The following is a 17296-nucleotide window of genomic DNA, read 5'->3' on the forward strand; positions in this document are numbered from 1 at the left end:
GGAGTGTGGGGAGGGGAGTGCAGGGCCATGGTTTCGGGGATGGCTTTACCGTTTTCGGACAAATTTGGGCGGATTTTGTCCGATTTCGGTAAAGCAAAGGGTTGGTTCTTGACGGGAGGAACGCGTGGGCAGGGTGTGGTCGAACCGTGTGTGGACCATGTCGGACCGGGGGTGGACCATGCTGGAACGGCGGTGGAGCGCGTGAAAAGGGGAGTCCCAAGGGGACGTCTCATAATGTGAATCAATGGTTTGACGTATTGCTGCCGGCTGACCCGCTCATTGTGTTATTGTGGTGGCTTGAGAGTTACATTTGGAGCGTTTTCGAGTCCAAAGAAACGAGGTTGATTTAATGGTGTCCAGCACTAGCGAAGAGGGAATGGAGCCCGTGCTGACGGCCGAGGAATTGCAGGCCGCCGCCCGTGCAGAAGAGGCTCCCGAAGAGAATGAGAATCGCAAGCGTACCGTCGTGGTCGCTGAAGACGAATCCGTGAACCGTATGGATTTGGTCGGCATGCTTGAAGATAACGGGTATGAGGTCGTCGGCGAAGCCGCCAACGGTGAGGAAGCCGTCGAACTCGCCCGCAGCAAGCGCCCCGACGTGGTGTGCATGGATGTCAAGATGCCGCGCATGGACGGTATCACCGCCGCCGGCATCATCTGCGACGAGAACATCGCCCCCGTGGTCATGCTGACCGCATTCTCCCAGCCCGACCTGGTCAAGAAGTCCACCGGCGCAGGCGCCATGGCCTACGTGACCAAGCCGTACGAGGAGTCCAAGCTTATCCCCGCCCTTGAAGTCGCCATGGGTCGTTTCGCCGAGATCAACGATCTGCTCGACAACGTGGAACGTTCCGAAGCCAAGCTCAAGGCCACCGAGGACGAACTCGCCAAGGCCCAGGCCGACCTGCAGAAGGCGCAGGAAACCCTGGAGGAGCGCAAGCTCATCGACCGTGCGAAGGGTCTGCTGATGGACAAGGCCGACTTCTCCGAGCAGGGCGCGTTCCGTTGGATCCAGAAGACCTCCATGGATCAGCGCATCCCGAAGAAGCGTCTGGCCATGGCCATCATCGAGAAGTACAGCGATCCCAAGCCCGCACGCGACGATCACTGAGATTCAAACCGATACCGAACCTATGATTGATAACGTATCCGACGAAACGCGCGGAACGCTGCTGGTCGTTGACGGCCATTCGCTGGCGTTCCGCGCGTTCTTCGCTCTTCCCGTGGAGAACTTCTCCACGTCCTCCGGCCAGGCCACCAACGCGGTCTGGGGTTTCGCCACCATGCTCGCCCAGGTAATCGACGCGGAGAAACCCGATCATCTCGCCGTCGCATTCGACGTCAAAGGCGGCACGTTCCGCAACACCATGCTGCCGCAATACAAGGGCACGCGCGACGCCGCCCCCGAAGACCTGCTCAGCCAGCTGCCGATCATCCAGCAGATGCTCGACGCGTTGGGCGTCACCTATATCGAAAAGCCGGGGTATGAGGGCGATGACGTGATCGGCACGCTCGCCACGATGGGCGAGCAGGCGAAATACAAGACGCTCGTCCTTTCCGGCGATCGAGACGCGTTCCAGCTGGTGGACGACTGGATCACCGTGCTGTACCCGGGGCATCATTTCAAGGATCTGAAGCATATGACGCCCGAGGAGGTGCTCGCCAAATACAAGGTGACGCCTTCGCAGTACCCCGATCTGGCCGCGTTGCGAGGCGAAACCGCGGATAACATCCCCGGAGTGCCGGGGGTGGGCGACGGGTTCGCCGCCAAATGGATCAACCAGTACGGTTCGCTCGAAAGCATCTGCGAGCACGCCGAGGAAATCGGCGGCAAGAAGGGCGAGGCGCTGCGTGCGAACCTCGACCAGGTGAAGCTCAACCGCAGGGTCAACGCGCTGGTGCGCGACATCGATCTGGGTGTCTCCGTCGACGACCTGACTTTCGGCGGCATCGACGTGGACAAGCTCAACACGTTGTTCACCACGCTGGAATTCGGCTCCCGAACCCGGTCGCGCGTCCTCAAAACCTTCAACGGGGGAGAAGCGCCGAAATCCAACGGCACCGCAGGCGCCAACGGGAACGGGAACGCCAAGGGCATCGAAATCTCCGACGTGGAACACGCGCAGGACGCCGAAACCCTGAACGCATGGGCAGCCAAGCACCTGCCGGCCCCGACCGGCATGACCGCCGACACCGGCACTGACGGCACCGATGGTACCGACGGACGATTCCTTATCGACCATTCGCTGCGCTGCAACGGCAGCATGGAACAATCGTGGGTCATCAACGCATCCGGTAACGCCAAGCCCGGGCGCGTCACGGCGAACGCGATCGCCCTGCAGCACGGTGACGCCGCGATCGTCATCGAGCTGCGCGGCAACGATATGCCTAGCACCGCGATGAGCGACGCGCTGAACGACATCCTCACCAAGTACGCCGCGACCATGGTCGTGCACGGGTACAAGGAACAACTGCACCTGTTCGCATCCCTCGGTATCAGCCTGCCGCAACCGTTGTTCGACACCAAGCTCGCCGGTTACCTCGTGCAGCCCGACTTCCATGCGGACACGCTCGAACAGGCCGCCGCGCACTTCCTCGACATCCACATCGAAGAGAAAAAGGAGGAAGCTACCCAAGGGCTGCTCGATCTGGACGATGACGCCGACGCTGCGGAAGGGGAGGCACAGACCTCGACCCTGCTGCAGCATGTGGGTATCATCGCCGAACTCGCCAGAACGCTTGCCCCGCAACTCGACCAGCGCGAACAGTTCGGCCTGCTGCGCAGCCTCGAACTGCCCGTATCCCGCGTACTGTACGGCATGGAATCGCAAGGCGCGAAGGTCGACATGGGCCGTCTCGAAACCATGCGTGACACCTTCGCCGCGGAAGCCCGCCAAGCGCAGGAGATCGCATGGGACTTCGCGGGCACGAACGTGAACCTGCAAAGCCCCAAACAGCTGGGCAAGCTCCTGTTCGAAGACATGGGACTCAAGCCCACCAAGCGCACGAAGACCGGCGGTTACACCACCAACGCGGACGCCCTGCAGAAGCTCTACTTCAACTATGCGTCCGACGAACGCGCCAGCGGATTCCTCGGCGCACTGCTCAAACACCGTGAGACGAACAAGCTCAAGCAGATCGTCGCCACGCTCATCGACGCCACCAACCCGGCCGATGAGCGCATCCACACCACGTTCGAACAGACCGTGGCCGCGACCGGACGTCTGAGCTCCGTGGACCCGAACCTGCAGAACATTCCGAACCGCAACGCCGCAGGACGTGAGATCAGGTCCGCGTTCGTGCCGGGCGAAGGCTTCGAATCGCTGATGAGCTGCGATTACTCACAGGTCGAACTGCGCATCATGGCGCACCTGTCCGGTGACGAGTCGCTGATCGAAGCGTTCAAGAGCGGCGTCGACTTCCATAAGTACGTGGCGAGCCTCGTGCATGGCGTGCCGGTCGACCAGATCACCCCCGACCAGCGCAGCCACGTGAAGGCGATGAGCTACGGCCTGGCGTACGGCCTGAGCTCATATGGCCTCGCGCAGCAGCTCAAGATCCGCCCCAGCGAGGCGGACGCGCTCAAGGCGAAGTATTTCGCCACGTTCGGCAAGGTGCACGACTTCCTGGAATCCTGTGTGAGCGAAGCGCGCAAGCTCGGCTACACCGAGACGATGTTCGGCCGCAGGCGCTATTTCCCCGCGTTGAGGTCCACGAACCGTACGGCCCGAGACGCGGCCGAACGCGCGGCATTGAACGCCCCGATCCAGGGCAGCGCGGCCGACATCATGAAGATCGCGATGATCCGGGCACGCAAGGCGCTGGGCGAAGCGGGGTTGCGCAGCCGTATCATCCTGCAGATCCACGACGAACTCGTGGTGGAGATCGCGCCGGGGGAGACCGAACAGGTGACCGCCCTGGTGCGCGACGCCATGGAGAACGCCGTGCACTTGGATGTGCCGTTGGACGTGTCCACGGGCGTGGGTGCGGACTGGCAGCTCGCGGCGCACTGATGAACTGAAAAGCAATGCGGAAAATGCGGAAGCCTTCCCATGAACGACCATGGGAAGGCCAAGCGGGAAAGGGAACATGATGAGACTCAAGCAGGTCGTCGACGTACTGGAAATGCTGTACCCGCTGCGATACGCGGAAAGTTGGGACGAACCGGGACTCATCGTGGGCGACCTGCTGCAGCCCGTCACCCGCATCGCCTTCGCCGCCGACCCGACATCCGCCGTCATCGATCAGGCCATCGACTGGGGCGCGGACCTGCTCATCACCCACCATCCGCTGTTCTTCCGTGCGGTGCACGAAGTCTCCGGCCTCGGCTTCCGAGGCAGTCTCGTCACCAAACTCAACCGAGCCGGCTGCGCCTTATGGGTGGGGCACACCAACGCGGACGCCTCCTGGCGCGGCGTGGGTCAGGCTGCAGCCGACTATTTCGGACTCGTTGACCAACGGCCGCTCGTGCCCATCGACGACCCGAACGCGGCGCACCCCGTCGGCCTGGGGCGTGTGGGCCGCCTGAGCGAACCCATGACATTGGGAGCGTTCGCCCGCCGCGTCCACACCGAAGTCAACGAACATGGCATGGCCACCGCACTTGGCATCCAAATGTGCGGCGACCCGGACACTCCCATCTCCACCGTCGCGGTACTGCCCGGCTCCGGCGACTCCCTGTTCGACGAAGTGCGTGCCACCGGCGCCGACGTGTATGTGACCAGCGACCTGCGCCACCACCCCGTCACCGACGCCATCGAACAGGCACGTTACGAGGCCGCCATGCGCGCCGAAGGCATCGCGATCGGGCACGGCGAAACCGGGCAGCATGAACCGCACGTACGCCCCTGCTTCATCAACACCCCGCACGCCGCCATCGAATCCATGTGGTTCAACTACGCGACCGTGGACGTGCCCGCCGCACTCGCCGAAACCACGGGTGAACAGGTGGAAACCAACTGGATCCGCATCACCACGGACCCGTGGACCTGGCTCATCAACGGCGCCGGCGTGGCCAGCCCCACAGGAGCCGTGGAAACCGCGTGAACGCGACGGACGGGAAGGAACGGGAGAACAACATGAGCGAGAACACGACGAAGACCGCAAAAACCGCGAATGCGACTGCGGGCGCAACCGTGGAAGGAAACGGGGGAGCGGGGAACGCGGTGGACGCGCGACTCGCCGCCCACGGCGACGGCATCGACATGTCCGTTCCGGCGAAACTGCTGGAAAGCCGCGAAGTCTACCGTGGGGCGATCTTCCGCGTTGAAGACACGGTTGTGGGCCTGACCACCACGGGCGGAGAACTCGTCCGCATCCGCCGCCAAGTGCTGCGCCACGCGCCATGCGTGGTGATGCTTGTACACGACACCGCCACGGACCGTTACCTGATCGAACGCGAATACCGCATCGGCAACGACTCCTTCGCCTACGGCCTGCCCGCCGGCCTGATGGACGACGGCGAGGATGCGCGCGAAGCCGCACTGCGCGAACTGCGCGAGGAAACCGGCGTGACGCCCATCGCGCCGGACCGCATACGCGTCGACCACGTCGTCGACTGCTACTCCTCCGAAGGCATGACCGACGAACTCGCGCACATCATGGTGATCCACCTGGACGGATTCGAACGCGTGGAACGCCACTTCGACGCGGACGAGCACGTGGAATCGGCATGGGTTGGCTGGGACGAACTGCTGGCCACGCGCGTGACCGCCAGCAACTCCATCATCGCCATCCAGCACGAACAAATCCGCAGACTGCGCGAAAACGCCTGACCGGCGCCGATATCCCGGCACCGGCACCCCGGTACCGGTGCCACGGCAACCCTGCAACCCGCCCGCGGCCATGCCCCGAAGAGTCCCAAAAGCCCCAAAGATGGGGTCATCTTGTGGCGGAAGTCACAAAAACGAACCACACGGGCGGAACGCGTGGGATAATGAGTAGCATGCATATACGACCGGGATCCATGTATCCGCTCGGCGCAAGCTACGATGGCGCCGGCGTGAATTTCGCATTATTCTCCCAGGTGGCCGAAAAAGTCGAACTGTGCCTGTTCGACGAAGACGACCACGAAACACGCATCGAGATGACGGAGCAGAACTCCTACGTCTGGCACAACTACATACCCGGCCTGCAGCCGGGCCAGCGCTATGGCTACCGCGTCTACGGCCCCTACAACCCGGGGCAAGGCCAGCGCTGCAACCCCTCGAAGCTCCTGCTCGACCCGTACGCCAAAGCCATCGAAGGCAACATCGACGACGACCCGAGCCTCTTCTCCTACGACATGTCCCACCCGGACGACATCAACGCCATCAACATGCAGGACTCCGCGGCACACACCATGAAGTCCGTCGTCGTCAACCCCTACTTCGACTGGGGCAACGACCAGCATCCGAACATCCCGTACCACGATTCGGTCATCTACGAAGCACACGTACGCGGCATGACCAACCTCAACCAGGACGTCCCCCCGGACATCCGAGGCACCTACGCGGGTCTCGCATACCCGTCCGTCATCGACTACCTCAAAAAGCTCGGCGTCACCGCCATCGAACTCATGCCGATCCACCAGTTCGTCAACGACTCCTTCCTCCAAAAGAAGGGCCTGAGCAACTACTGGGGATACAACACCATCGGCTTCTTCGCGCCCCACAACGCCTACTCCAGCGTCGGCGAACGCGGCCAACAGGTCAACGAGTTCAAATCCATGGTCAAGGCCTACCACCACGCAGGCATGGAAGTCATCCTCGACGTGGTCTACAACCACACCGCCGAAGGCAACCACATGGGCCCCACCCTGAGCTTCAAAGGCATCGACAACCAGGCCTATTACCGTCTCGTCGACCACGACCCCTACCACTACTTCGACACCACCGGCACCGGCAACTCGCTGCTCATGCGCTCCCCGCACGCCCTGCAGCTCATCACCGACAGCCTGCGCTACTGGGTCACCGAAATGCACGTCGACGGCTTCCGCTTCGACCTCGCAGCCACCCTCGCACGCCAGTTCCAGGAAGTCGACAAACTCTCCGCCTTCTTCGACATCGTCGAACAAGACCCCGTCATCAGCCGCGTCAAACTCATCGCCGAACCATGGGACCTCGGCTCCGGCGGCTACCAAGTCGGCGGATTCCCCTCCAGCTGGTCCGAATGGAACGGCCGCTACCGCGACTGCGTCAGGGACTTCTGGCGCTCGCAGCCGTCCACGCTGCCGGAGTTCGCATCCCGACTCATGGGCAGCTCCGACCTGTATGAGGTGAACGGCCGTCGACCGGTCGCGTCGGTGAACTTCGTCACCGCGCACGACGGCTTTACCCTCAACGATTTGGTGAGCTACAACGAGAAGCACAACGATGCGAACGGCGAAGGCAACCGCGACGGCGAAAGCAACAACCGTTCGTGGAACTGCGGCGTGGAAGGCGAGACCACCATCCGCGACGTGAACGAGCTTCGCCAGCGGCAGATGCGCAACATGTTCTCCACGCTGCTGTTCAGTCAGGGCATTCCGATGATCTGCGGCGGCGACGAGGTTGCCCGCACACAGCAGGGCAACAACAACGCCTACTGCCAGGACAACGAGATCTCCTGGACGCATTGGGATCTGGATGATGACCGCAAGAGCCTGCTCGCCTTCGTCTCGAAGCTGATCCACCTGCGTCTGGACCATCCGGTGCTGCACCGCCGCCGGTTCTTCACCGGGCGCACCAGCGACGACGATCCGGATACGATTCCGCAGATCGAATGGTTCGACCACACCGGTTCCATCATGGATATGAACGACTGGCAGAACACGCACGCGTTCTCGATGATGGTGTACCTGAACGGCGCCGATATTCCCGAAATGGATTATTACGGCAACGCCACGGTCGACAACGACTTCATCCTGATCTTCAACGCCCACTACGAGCCCATCCAGTTCACGCTGCCGGATGAGAACTACGGCAGCAGGTGGAAGCTTGTTGTGGACACGCATAATCCGGACGGCCCCGAGCTCAACTATGAGGCAGGATTCGCGATCACCGCGCAATCCAGGAGCTTCATGCTGCTGATGAGCGAGGATAAGCCGGAACAGCGTCACCTGTTCTGATCGTCATTTCTCCGGTTGGTATCGGCGTGGGCCGGTCCGGGAACACTCCCGGACTGGCCCACGCCGTTTTGCGCAATGGGGGGGCTTCGTAAGGGGGCTATGAAGCCGGGCTTGCGGTGATTTGGACGAATTGAGTAGGGGAGAGGACGTGCCGTCATGTGCGTCAAAGCTTTTATGCGCGTGTCATCGGCGAGTATGTGAAGGTTCTGTGAAGCTCTCGATAATGGACGATTTGTCCAATTATGCGTGTTCGCATGAAAATGTGACCCAGCTCACAGAGAAATGGGTAAACGTTTACACCCCCTTATTTCAAGGGGGGGGGGGGGCGTTAGATGCAAGAAAAACGGTGGAAAGGTGATAATTAGAGAAATTAAATGCCGATGTCGAATTTTGCAGAAATCTGGCCGTTGACGCCTCGTGAATGAATCATCACACTTCTGTTACTTTAAAGGTATATCCAAAACGAGGAGATAAGAGAATTGCCGTTTTCGGGCATAAGCCGGAAATCTCGCAATCAAGGCAATCGGGTGGATTTGCAGGAGAGCCGTCACCATTGGATCGCCGTTTGAGAAGAAGACGATTTCCCGGGGGAGAGGGCTGAGCCTGCGTGTTCACCATAACCAGGGTGTTTTCCGAGCTGGATGGACATCGTTCATATGCGATGCGGTTCGGCCGGTGAACGCCATGTACGAGGGAGGAAACCATGGCGAAGCTGAGGAGTAGGGACTTCGGCAGAGCCGATGATGGTCCGAGAACACGGACGAGGGCACGACACGGATATCTCAAGGCATGCTTGGGATTCGCAATCACGATGTGCATGGTCGGAGGACTGTTCACTCCCGTCTACGCATATGCGTCCGACAGCGGAACCGCGCAGCAGAATGGCGAAACGGCTTCCGAAATCACCGCGCAGACCGAGTCCGGGAACGATTCGAACAACGCGGATAGCGTGAATGGTTCGAACGAGGCGAACAAGGGCGCATCCTCAGGCAACGGGGAAACCGGCGCTTCGAACGGCGACCAGTCCGACGGCACCACCAACGGTAGCGCGAACGGTACGGACGAATCGAACAACAGCGGTGCGGACAGTCAGAACGGTGCCGCCTCCGCACAGTCCACGGATAACACGAACAGCACTGATTCCTCGGACGAGGCGAAATTCCGACTGGTGCCTCGCATCACCACAAAGGAGCAGGCCCATGCTCAGGCCAACTCGGTCAGCAGGGTCTCGATCGCATTTCCTTCCAGCTGGGATGAAGACCTGGCACGCATCTTCCCCGACCGGGTGCTGCGTATTCTGGTCGACAGGCAGGCTCGCATAGAATACGCCGGCGATGATATGTCTGATTCCTCGACCGAGACCATCCTCTCCTGGATGACCGGCGATGATAATTCCGGCAAGTGGAATCTGTACAACGCTTACAACTCTTGGCGTCAGGAGAGAATAAACGCGGGAACCTTCAATGAGAAGGAGGATCGCGTCAAGCTGCTCAATGGCATCCAGTACTTGGACGGTCTGGAGGAAATCTATGCGTCGAGCGTCGACAGCAGCAGCGAAGGCGTTGGCTTGCAGGCATTAGCCTTCCCGGGCATCGGAACGGACGTCAGCATCCCCGATCTGACATTGCGTTACAACAATCTTCATATTTTCCCCAACACGATTTTCCCTGAACGGCAGGGACTGTCGTACAATCTGCCGTCCACCAGACGCGGCTCTATCTTCACCACGCAGGATATGTACCACCATGTGGCGGTCACCTACGTGCGTGACGGCAAGGGCGGCAAGCGGGTGGAATTCCTCGGCGGCATCTACAAGCTGTGCAGCAGCGCGGAGGATCTTCTCCCATTGAGCGGCGCCGCGAATGGTGTTGACACCTGCACCGTGCCGATCTTTGACGAGTCCGTCGACAAAGACAAGAGGGACTTCAATACCGTCACCGGAATGACCATAGGAGCCAAAACCCAGACCGGTTTCACCGCCACCACCGGTGGCAGCGAAGCGGCGGACGGTCAGCTGTATCGGCAGGTCGGCTATGACTATATAGCCATCAACACCGATGGCAACTATAACCGTGATGCCTATTCCTTCAGCTACGGCTACCATCTGCTCGTGAACTACCTGAGTACGGTCAAGCAGAGCAGCGCAACCAAGGTGCTGGGCGATTTCAAATTCGAGAAGACCAGCTCCGGCAATTCCGGCGTCGCCCTGAAGGGCGCGGAATACGTGCTCAAGACCACGGACGGCAAGTACATCACCGGCGCATACCGCGATGGCGCGTACTGGGCCAGCACCGATGACGACGGTGCGCTGGTCACCACCACCGACAAGTCCAAGGCCCTGCGACTCGTCACCGGCGAACAAGGCACCTTCACCGTGCGAGGCATCCCCGGATCCAAGGACGGTGTGGACTATCTGCTCGAAGAGACCAAGGCTCCGGCAGGCTACGCGCCGTCGAGCGGCGACGTGCATGTGAAGGTGCGTGTGGCGGCCGACCTCACCACCCAGGTGACCGGTGGCGAAGGCTCGCAGCAGACCGTCACCGCCGATTCCGTCAAGGCCGATGCCTCCGACAGCGACGATTGGGTGAACGCCGTCAAGCGTAAGTTCCTGCCCAGAGGACAAACCAACCCGAATCAGGATCGTACCAGTGTCGACTACGCCAATTCGGGCGACGCGATGATCCTCAAGGGAACCGACGGCAGCACCACGAGCGCGCAGAGCACCAAAAACGCTTCCGACTACGATGGCGGCGCCGACCTGTTCATCAAGAACGGCGGCAACAAGGTGACCTTCTCCGCCGTTACGAGCGAAGGCGCCGCGCTGCCTGCAGGCTACCATCTGGAACGTCAGGAGTCCACGCTTTCCGACGGCACCGGCAAGACATTGCTGAAGAGCAGTGACGACAACGCCCTCGGTAAGGTCAGCGACTACGTCAACGACATCATCGACAACTCGAAGATGACCAAGACGACCGACTATTACAACGTCAACACCGTCGCCGTCTACCACGATTCCACCAGCGCCGACACCCTCAACAACTTCGTCGTCTCCGCCGATGGGAAAACCGATCAGAACGTGCAGCGTGACGACATCAAGCCAGTCCAGGTCAGTTTCAATGCCACCAAGAAGCTGCTCAGGAAGGGCGATAAGCAGCAGGTGAAGGCCGGCGAATTCAAGTTCAAGCTGGAGCCGGATGCCGCATCCGTGGCCAAGGGAGCCCCCGCGTTCAGCCAGGCCACCGTCGAGGTGGGAGCCGATGGCACCGCCACGTGGGCGCCGCTCACCTTCAGCGCCGACTGGTGGAAGAGCCTGGACAAGAGCATGAGGACGAACCCCGATGGTGTCAGCTACACCTACACGATGAGCGAGGTCAATACCGGTAACAAGCGGTATGACTACGACACCACCACGTACAACATCGGCATACGCATCAGCGAAAAGGAGGAATACGGTTCCGGCGTGACCAAGGGTCTGACCCTGCGCGTCTACGTGAACGGAGCGGAGAAACTGTGTATCAACAGTGCCGAAGCCGATCCGGCGAAGGTGCCCGTCGTGGCAGTGCGATCGCAAGCCGATCCCGGCACCACCTTCACCAACGTCGAGAAGACGACCGACTTCGAATTCACCAAGAAAGACGGCGAAAGCGGTGACCCGCTCGCCGGCGCCGAATTCCAGCTGTACCGCTACGACGGTGACTGCGATGAGACCTGCAAGGCCACGCCGCTCGACCGGCTTAACCCCGGCAAGTGGCAGCGCATCGACGTTCAGACCAGCGGCAGTGACGGCAAGGTGAAATTCGCCGGACTTGTGGAAGGCACGTACCGACTCATCGAGTCCAAGGCTCCCGACGGCTATCTCAAGCCCAAGGGGCAGTGGAACGTCGTTGTCGATATGAGCAAGACCGACAAGGAGCAGCTCGTCATCACCGCGGTCAGCGATGGCGTCAAACCGCCGGCGTTCGAGACCGACAAGGAACAGGGCCTTTCCGTGGCGAACTACCACGCCACGTCCATCCCGTCGACGGGCGGACGAGGGCTCATGATCTTCACCATGGCGGGTGCGGTGCTCGTGCTTGCCGGTGTGGCGATAACGGTCAAGAGAACACGTGAAGCCGATGATCTGAACGCCATGGCGTGATTGACATCGAGTGGACCGCTGCCGGAAACGGCGGCATGAAAAACCGGCGAGAGAGACGCCGGGCACATTAGGACCAACCAACAAACCAAAGGAGAAACCCATGTTGGAGAAGTTTAGAAAAGGGATCGTGGCCGCGGTAGCCATTGCCACCGCCGCCACGGTGGGCGGCTTCGGGTTCGCTTCCAGCGCGAGCGCACTGGAAAGGACTGACACTGGCAGCATCACCATCAGCAACCTCGCCGACGCCGGCGATAGCGTTGATGTGACCGCCAACGCGTACAAGATCATCGACGTGAACTACGATTACGACGCCGATCAGCCGGAAAGCCCGGAGTTCACCTGGAACTCCGCCATTGCCGGTTGGGTCAAGGCCAACTTCCCCAAGTACATCGGTGACAAGAATTCCGTGACCGACGAGTACGAAGGTCTGCCGAACGTCGAAGGTTCGACCACCTCCGGTATCGCCAACAACGAGACCACCGGCGAGATCGCCAAGTTCTTCGACCAGCTGGGCGCCAGCGGCAAGCTGACCACCGTTGCGGGCAGCGCGAAGAACACTGGCGACAGCGTCACCATCAACGACCTCGCCATCGGCGGCTACTACGTCGAGGTCATCAACAACAACGGCGGCGAGTCCTCCACCGCCAACGGCCTGTACGTGTACCGTGCCGTCGGCGCGAACGTGCTCCCGAAGTACGTCGACAAGCAGTGGGTCGTGGACGACGCCACCATCGTCGCCAAGCGTTCCAAGCCGAGCATGGATAAGATCATCAACGGACATCGCACCAGCAGCGAGATCAACACCGGTCTTGACAAGCGCGACCAGGGTTCCGACACCGCGTCCATCGGCGAGAGCGTCAAGTTCGAGCTGAAGAACGATGTGCCCGCCTACCCGTCCAACGCCATCGAGAAGAAGTACTGGATCGCCGATGCGATGGATGAGGCGCTGACCTTCAACGACGACATCACCGTCAAGGGCGTCAAGGCCGACGGCTCCACCGTGGACCTGACCGACACGGACGCGTACGTCAAGACCCTGAACACCAAGGACATGGACGGCCACGACGTCACCTTCCTGCTCAAGTTCGATTACGACAAGATCCGCCCGTACGCCGAGATCGACGTGGAATACTCCGCCACCGTGAACGAGAAGGCCGTGGTCGGCACCGCCATCGTCAACCACGCCGAGCTGCAGTACAGCAACAACCCGTACAAGGGCGGCCACCGCACCGAAAAGGACAAGACCAAGATCTACGTCTTCGGCATCAAGGTGAACAAGATTGCCGCCGGCACGAAGACCCCGCTGGCCGGCGCGGAGTTCAAGCTGCAGCGCAACGGCGAATCCTTCAAGTTCGTGAAGCTGAGCGACGGCGTGTACCGCAAGGCGCTGAACGACGAGGGCGGCAGCGAAACCCTGGTGACGGACGCCAAGGGCAAGCTCACCGTGTACGGCCTGAAGGGCGCCGACGACAACGGCGACCCGCTGACCTACCAGCTGGTGGAAACCAAGGCTCCGGGCGGCTACAACAAGCTGAGCGCCCCGATCGACGTCACCCTCACCCCGATCAAGGATGAGGCCAAGGACTACACCGGCCATGTCGAAGGCGAAAGCGAAATCGGCTACGTGACCAAGGACGTGGAAAACAAGACCGGCAAGCTGCCGAAGACCGGTGGCATCGGCACCATCGTCTTCAGCGTGCTGGGCGCGCTCATGATCGCAGGCGGCGTGATGCTGGCCATCTCCCGCAAGAAGGCGTGAGCCGCATCGCCTGAACCGGCGCATCGGACGACGCTCCCACGGCAGCGCGGGGGATGAGTCCCAATACCATTGATCGGGTCGCATACCTGCAGCGTATGCGGCCCGATCTCTTCATTTGAAGACATGCCGGCCCGGCAACGTTCGCCGAGCCCGTGAGGAACGAACAGAGGCTTTCCACCATGGCAGACAACGCATCAAGGCACAGCAGGCCGGGCGAACACGCCGGCGAAGGCGGCGGTGCGACGGGTACGACCGGCAGAACGGACATGACAGGCAAGACCGGTAAAGCCCGTAAGGGCAACGGCGCTCGGGGCGGGAAGACCCGCGGCAAGGGCGGCAACGTGTGGAGCGGCATTCTGGCCGCGCTGCTCGTCATCGGCGGCATCGCGGTATTCGCCTACCCGAGCGTCGCGGACATGCTCGCCACACGGGAACACACCGAAGTCATCGACTCGTACCAGAAGAAAACCGCCGCCATGCCATCGAAGAAGGTCAAGGCGGAACTGGGGGCGGCACGAACCTACAACGAGAACCTGAGCGGCGACCCGGTGCACGATCCGTTCGTCAGCGACAGCGGCTACGTGCTGCCCACCAACTACGCCAACGTGCTCAACGTGAACCACGACGGGGTGATGGGGTATCTGAGCATCAACAGGATCTCCCTGAGACTGCCCATCTACCACGGCACCTCCGAAGACGTGCTCGCCAAAGGAGTTGGGCATATGAGCCAGACGTCCCTGCCTATCGGCGGCAAGGGAACGCATGCCGTGCTCACCGGGCACAGGGGACTGCCCTCGGCCGAACTGTTCACCCGCCTCGGCGAAATGCGCAAAGGAGACCTGTTCCGCATCGAAGTGCTGGGCCGGACGGTCACCTACAAGGTGACGGATATCAGCGTGGTGGAGCCGAACGACGTGGACAAGCTGGTGATCGAACCGGGGAAGGACCTGGTGACCCTGCTGACATGCACGCCGTACGGGGTGAACACGCAACGCCTGCTGGTGACGGGGGAACGCACCGCGAACGTGGCGGAAAGCGAAGCCGCCGGGGACACCGCCTCGATCCCGACCTCGCCGGACTGGTGGGTGCGGACCTGCCTGCTCATCGGCGGGGCGGTGCTGGCGGGCACGTTGGGATTCGCCGCACGGCATAGACGGTGCAAAACCCGCGCCGCGGCAGCCGGACGATGATGTCGCGAATACGCGCGAAGCGGTAAAATCAGGCAATCGAAACGCAAACGTACGCACCGAACGTAGAATCAAAGAAGCGCGATTCCGCGTGCACGCACCACAGCGCGCGGGAGGAAGGCATGCCACCCGTCGCCGAAGGCCGGTGCGAACGCGATGGCGGCGTACCGGGCGTACCGGACCCGAAATACGGGCAAGCGCCGGCGGAGGGAGTGCATCATGGTTCAGGGGCGCCACCAGCGGGCGGAAACCGGCGGTCTGATCTCGTTCATCATCTGCGCCGCCGTGGGTGCCATCTCCATGAACGTCTACCTCGCATACGCGCCCGCCATCTGGCAGCTCATGCTGCGTCGCTTCATCGTCTGCTCCGGCATCGGAGCCGCCTGCGCGGTCGTCTCCTTCCTTATCGGCTACCTGAGCCAATCGCGATCTATGAACCTGAAACACGGCTGGCTCGTCATGGTGCGCAGGCTCATCGAATCGCTCGCGCTCTCCGCGGTGTACGCGGCCACCACGTTCCTGACATCGTTCGCCCTGCTCAGCGTGGTGAACGAGGTGATGGGACCGAAGATCTTCGTGGGCTACATGTCCGCCATCTGCGGCGCGGTCTCCGGCGTGGTCGGCTACATGACCTTCGTGCAGGCGCGCATGATGAACGCGAAAACGCTGGCATCGCTGCTCCCGTTCTTCGTCATCTCCGGCGTGTGCGTGGCGGGCCTGACCACCGACGACCCCTACTGGTACCACAACAACTTCTCCCAGCTGGGCGATCGCACCACCTTCGCCGCCACCATGTTCAACTCCACGCTCATGCTCGGCGGCCTGTGCATCATCATTATCAGCTACTTCGCCATCTCCGAACTCGTGACCACGGAACGGTTGACGCGACTGCGCGGCGACGGTTCCGGAACGGTCTCCGGCGAGGTTCCCGGCAGGACGGCAGGTAAGTCGGGCAAGACGGGCAAGGACGGCAAACGATCCGGCAAAGCCTTCCGCAACACCTCCCGCGACGGCGATCCGAACCACGGGTTCCTCATCCCGCACTACCGGCTGCGCACCGGCATCCTGAGCGTCATGCTCACCCTGTCCGGCGTCGCCTTCATCGGCATCGGCGCGTTCCGCTACACGCCGCACCCGATCCTGCACAACGTGTTCGCTCGCGGCCTGCCCGTGCTCATGCTCATCCTGTTCCTGCTATTGCCGTGGATCGCGCCGCGCCTGAGCCGCACCGTGATGGTGATCTCCGACCTCATGCTCGTGGTGTGCGCCGCGTTCGGCGTCGACTGGCTGATGGGCAATATCGCGCTCACCGACGTGGAAGCGCTGGCATGCATGGTGTACCTGGGATGGTTCATCGTGTTCTCCAGGCAGATCGCCGCGCTTGAGGCGGACCGCATCGCCCTGCAGGTCACCCAGACGCAGATCAGGCCCGAAACAAGCGAACAGGTGCGCAGGCTCGAATCGCGCATCGCCTCGGACAGGTGAACCGGTGTTTCGGGGCGTTTCCCACATTGTCGCCCGTATGCCGCATTGTGCCGTCGGTACGTTGTCGGTTCGCTGTCAGTGCGCCGGGTCGGGACTTGGCTGCGAATCGTACCTATACACCTGCGGATTGTCGTGTGACACGATATCGATCACATGATTCTGCGTATACACGCCGTAATGCTTCCACCGGTACGGAAAGCACGTCCCATCATCCCACCGTTGCGCGCTCGTCGAAACCGAAAGATCATCAAGCAGCGCCGACTTCTCGAAAACGGCCAGATACTTCCCGGTGCGGCTCTCCGATGAGTCGTAGACGCAGTAGGACTCGTTACGCACCTGATAGATGATGTAGCCTTCGAAGACAAACTCGATCGTTCGGCTCGCATCCGGTTCTATCGGCCTGCAATCGCCGAGTATCCCGTCAAGCGTCGCATTGCCGCTATGCGGGGGCGTATCGTCGCCGTCAAGGCCGCCGAGCCGCGAACCGCGGATGACGATGCGCAACTCGTTATCGGGATAACGTCCGAAATCTTGCGCACTTTCGGATTCCGGCCCTGACGCAGGAGGGCATGGCCCGCGTCCTGTGTACGATTTTCATTCGCCAAAACAAAAAACCGCGATTGGAAGCCAGGAGACGGAAC

At 61.5% G+C, this 17296-nt stretch carries 10 protein-coding genes; 9 read left to right on the top strand and 1 reads right to left on the bottom strand.

Translation table 11 applies throughout. The features are described from left to right. Positions 1–349 precede the first annotated feature (349 nt). From KIH75_RS09120 to KIH75_RS10165, 9 genes are all read left to right on the top strand, one after another. Entirely contained in the window at positions 350–1111 is a 762-nt protein-coding gene (locus KIH75_RS09120) for an ANTAR domain-containing response regulator (protein WP_173552796.1), read from the top strand. 22 nt (positions 1112–1133) lie between these two features. Continuing rightward, positions 1134–4013, top strand: a complete 2880-nt coding sequence (gene polA, locus KIH75_RS09125; RefSeq protein ID WP_219056405.1) for a DNA polymerase I — start codon at positions 1134–1136, stop codon at positions 4011–4013. 76 nt (positions 4014–4089) lie between these two features. Then, positions 4090–5046 carry a Nif3-like dinuclear metal center hexameric protein gene (locus tag KIH75_RS09130; RefSeq protein WP_219056406.1) on the top strand — a complete coding sequence of 319 codons (957 nt, stop codon included), beginning with the start codon at positions 4090–4092 and terminating at the stop codon, positions 5044–5046. Positions 5047–5204: 158 nt separating this feature from the next. Continuing rightward, positions 5205–5774 carry an NUDIX hydrolase gene (locus KIH75_RS09135; RefSeq protein WP_236028211.1) on the top strand — a complete coding sequence of 190 codons (570 nt, stop codon included), beginning with the start codon at positions 5205–5207 and terminating at the stop codon, positions 5772–5774. A gap of 191 nt (positions 5775–5965) precedes the next feature. Next, positions 5966–8086 (top strand): glycogen debranching protein GlgX, encoded by a 2121-nt coding sequence (gene glgX / locus KIH75_RS09140; RefSeq protein WP_219056412.1) that lies wholly within the window; start codon positions 5966–5968, stop codon positions 8084–8086. Between the two features lie 793 nt (positions 8087–8879). Further along, positions 8880–12224, top strand: a complete 3345-nt coding sequence (locus KIH75_RS09145) for a SpaA isopeptide-forming pilin-related protein (protein WP_219056408.1) — start codon at positions 8880–8882, stop codon at positions 12222–12224. Positions 12225–12324: 100 nt separating this feature from the next. Continuing rightward, positions 12325–13983, top strand: coding sequence for a SpaH/EbpB family LPXTG-anchored major pilin (locus KIH75_RS09150; protein WP_219056409.1), 1659 nt, complete (start codon positions 12325–12327; stop codon positions 13981–13983). 179 nt (positions 13984–14162) lie between these two features. After that, entirely contained in the window at positions 14163–15173 is a 1011-nt protein-coding gene (locus tag KIH75_RS09155) for a class C sortase (protein WP_219056410.1), read from the top strand. Between the two features lie 216 nt (positions 15174–15389). Next, positions 15390–16655, top strand: a complete 1266-nt coding sequence (locus KIH75_RS10165; protein ID WP_236028209.1) for an ABC transporter permease — start codon at positions 15390–15392, stop codon at positions 16653–16655. Between the two features lie 75 nt (positions 16656–16730). Here the strand turns inward: KIH75_RS10165 and KIH75_RS09165 are convergent, their stop codons facing one another. Beyond that, complete coding sequence (locus KIH75_RS09165) at positions 16731–17159, bottom strand: hypothetical protein (protein WP_219056411.1); 429 nt, start codon at positions 17157–17159, stop codon at positions 16731–16733. Positions 17160–17296 lie beyond the last annotated feature (137 nt).

It is taken from the genome of Bifidobacterium pongonis, assembly GCF_019331805.1.
In the GTDB taxonomy this organism is placed as follows: Bacteria; Actinomycetota; Actinomycetes; order Actinomycetales; family Bifidobacteriaceae; genus Bifidobacterium; species Bifidobacterium pongonis.

Bases quoted from the DNA above. Each gene is read 5' to 3' on its own strand.
- KIH75_RS09120 (WP_173552796.1), top strand. From the start codon at position 350: ATGGTGTCCAGCACTAGCGAAGAGGGAATGGAGCCCGTGCTGACGGCC.
- polA (WP_219056405.1), top strand. From the start codon at position 1,134: ATGATTGATAACGTATCCGACGAAACGCGCGGAACGCTGCTGGTCGTT.
- KIH75_RS09130 (WP_219056406.1), top strand. From the start codon at position 4,090: ATGATGAGACTCAAGCAGGTCGTCGACGTACTGGAAATGCTGTACCCG.
- KIH75_RS09135 (WP_236028211.1), top strand. From the start codon at position 5,205: ATGTCCGTTCCGGCGAAACTGCTGGAAAGCCGCGAAGTCTACCGTGGG.
- glgX (WP_219056412.1), top strand. From the start codon at position 5,966: ATGTATCCGCTCGGCGCAAGCTACGATGGCGCCGGCGTGAATTTCGCA.
- KIH75_RS09150 (WP_219056409.1), top strand. From the start codon at position 12,325: ATGTTGGAGAAGTTTAGAAAAGGGATCGTGGCCGCGGTAGCCATTGCC.
- KIH75_RS09155 (WP_219056410.1), top strand. From the start codon at position 14,163: ATGGCAGACAACGCATCAAGGCACAGCAGGCCGGGCGAACACGCCGGC.
- KIH75_RS10165 (WP_236028209.1), top strand. From the start codon at position 15,390: ATGGTTCAGGGGCGCCACCAGCGGGCGGAAACCGGCGGTCTGATCTCG.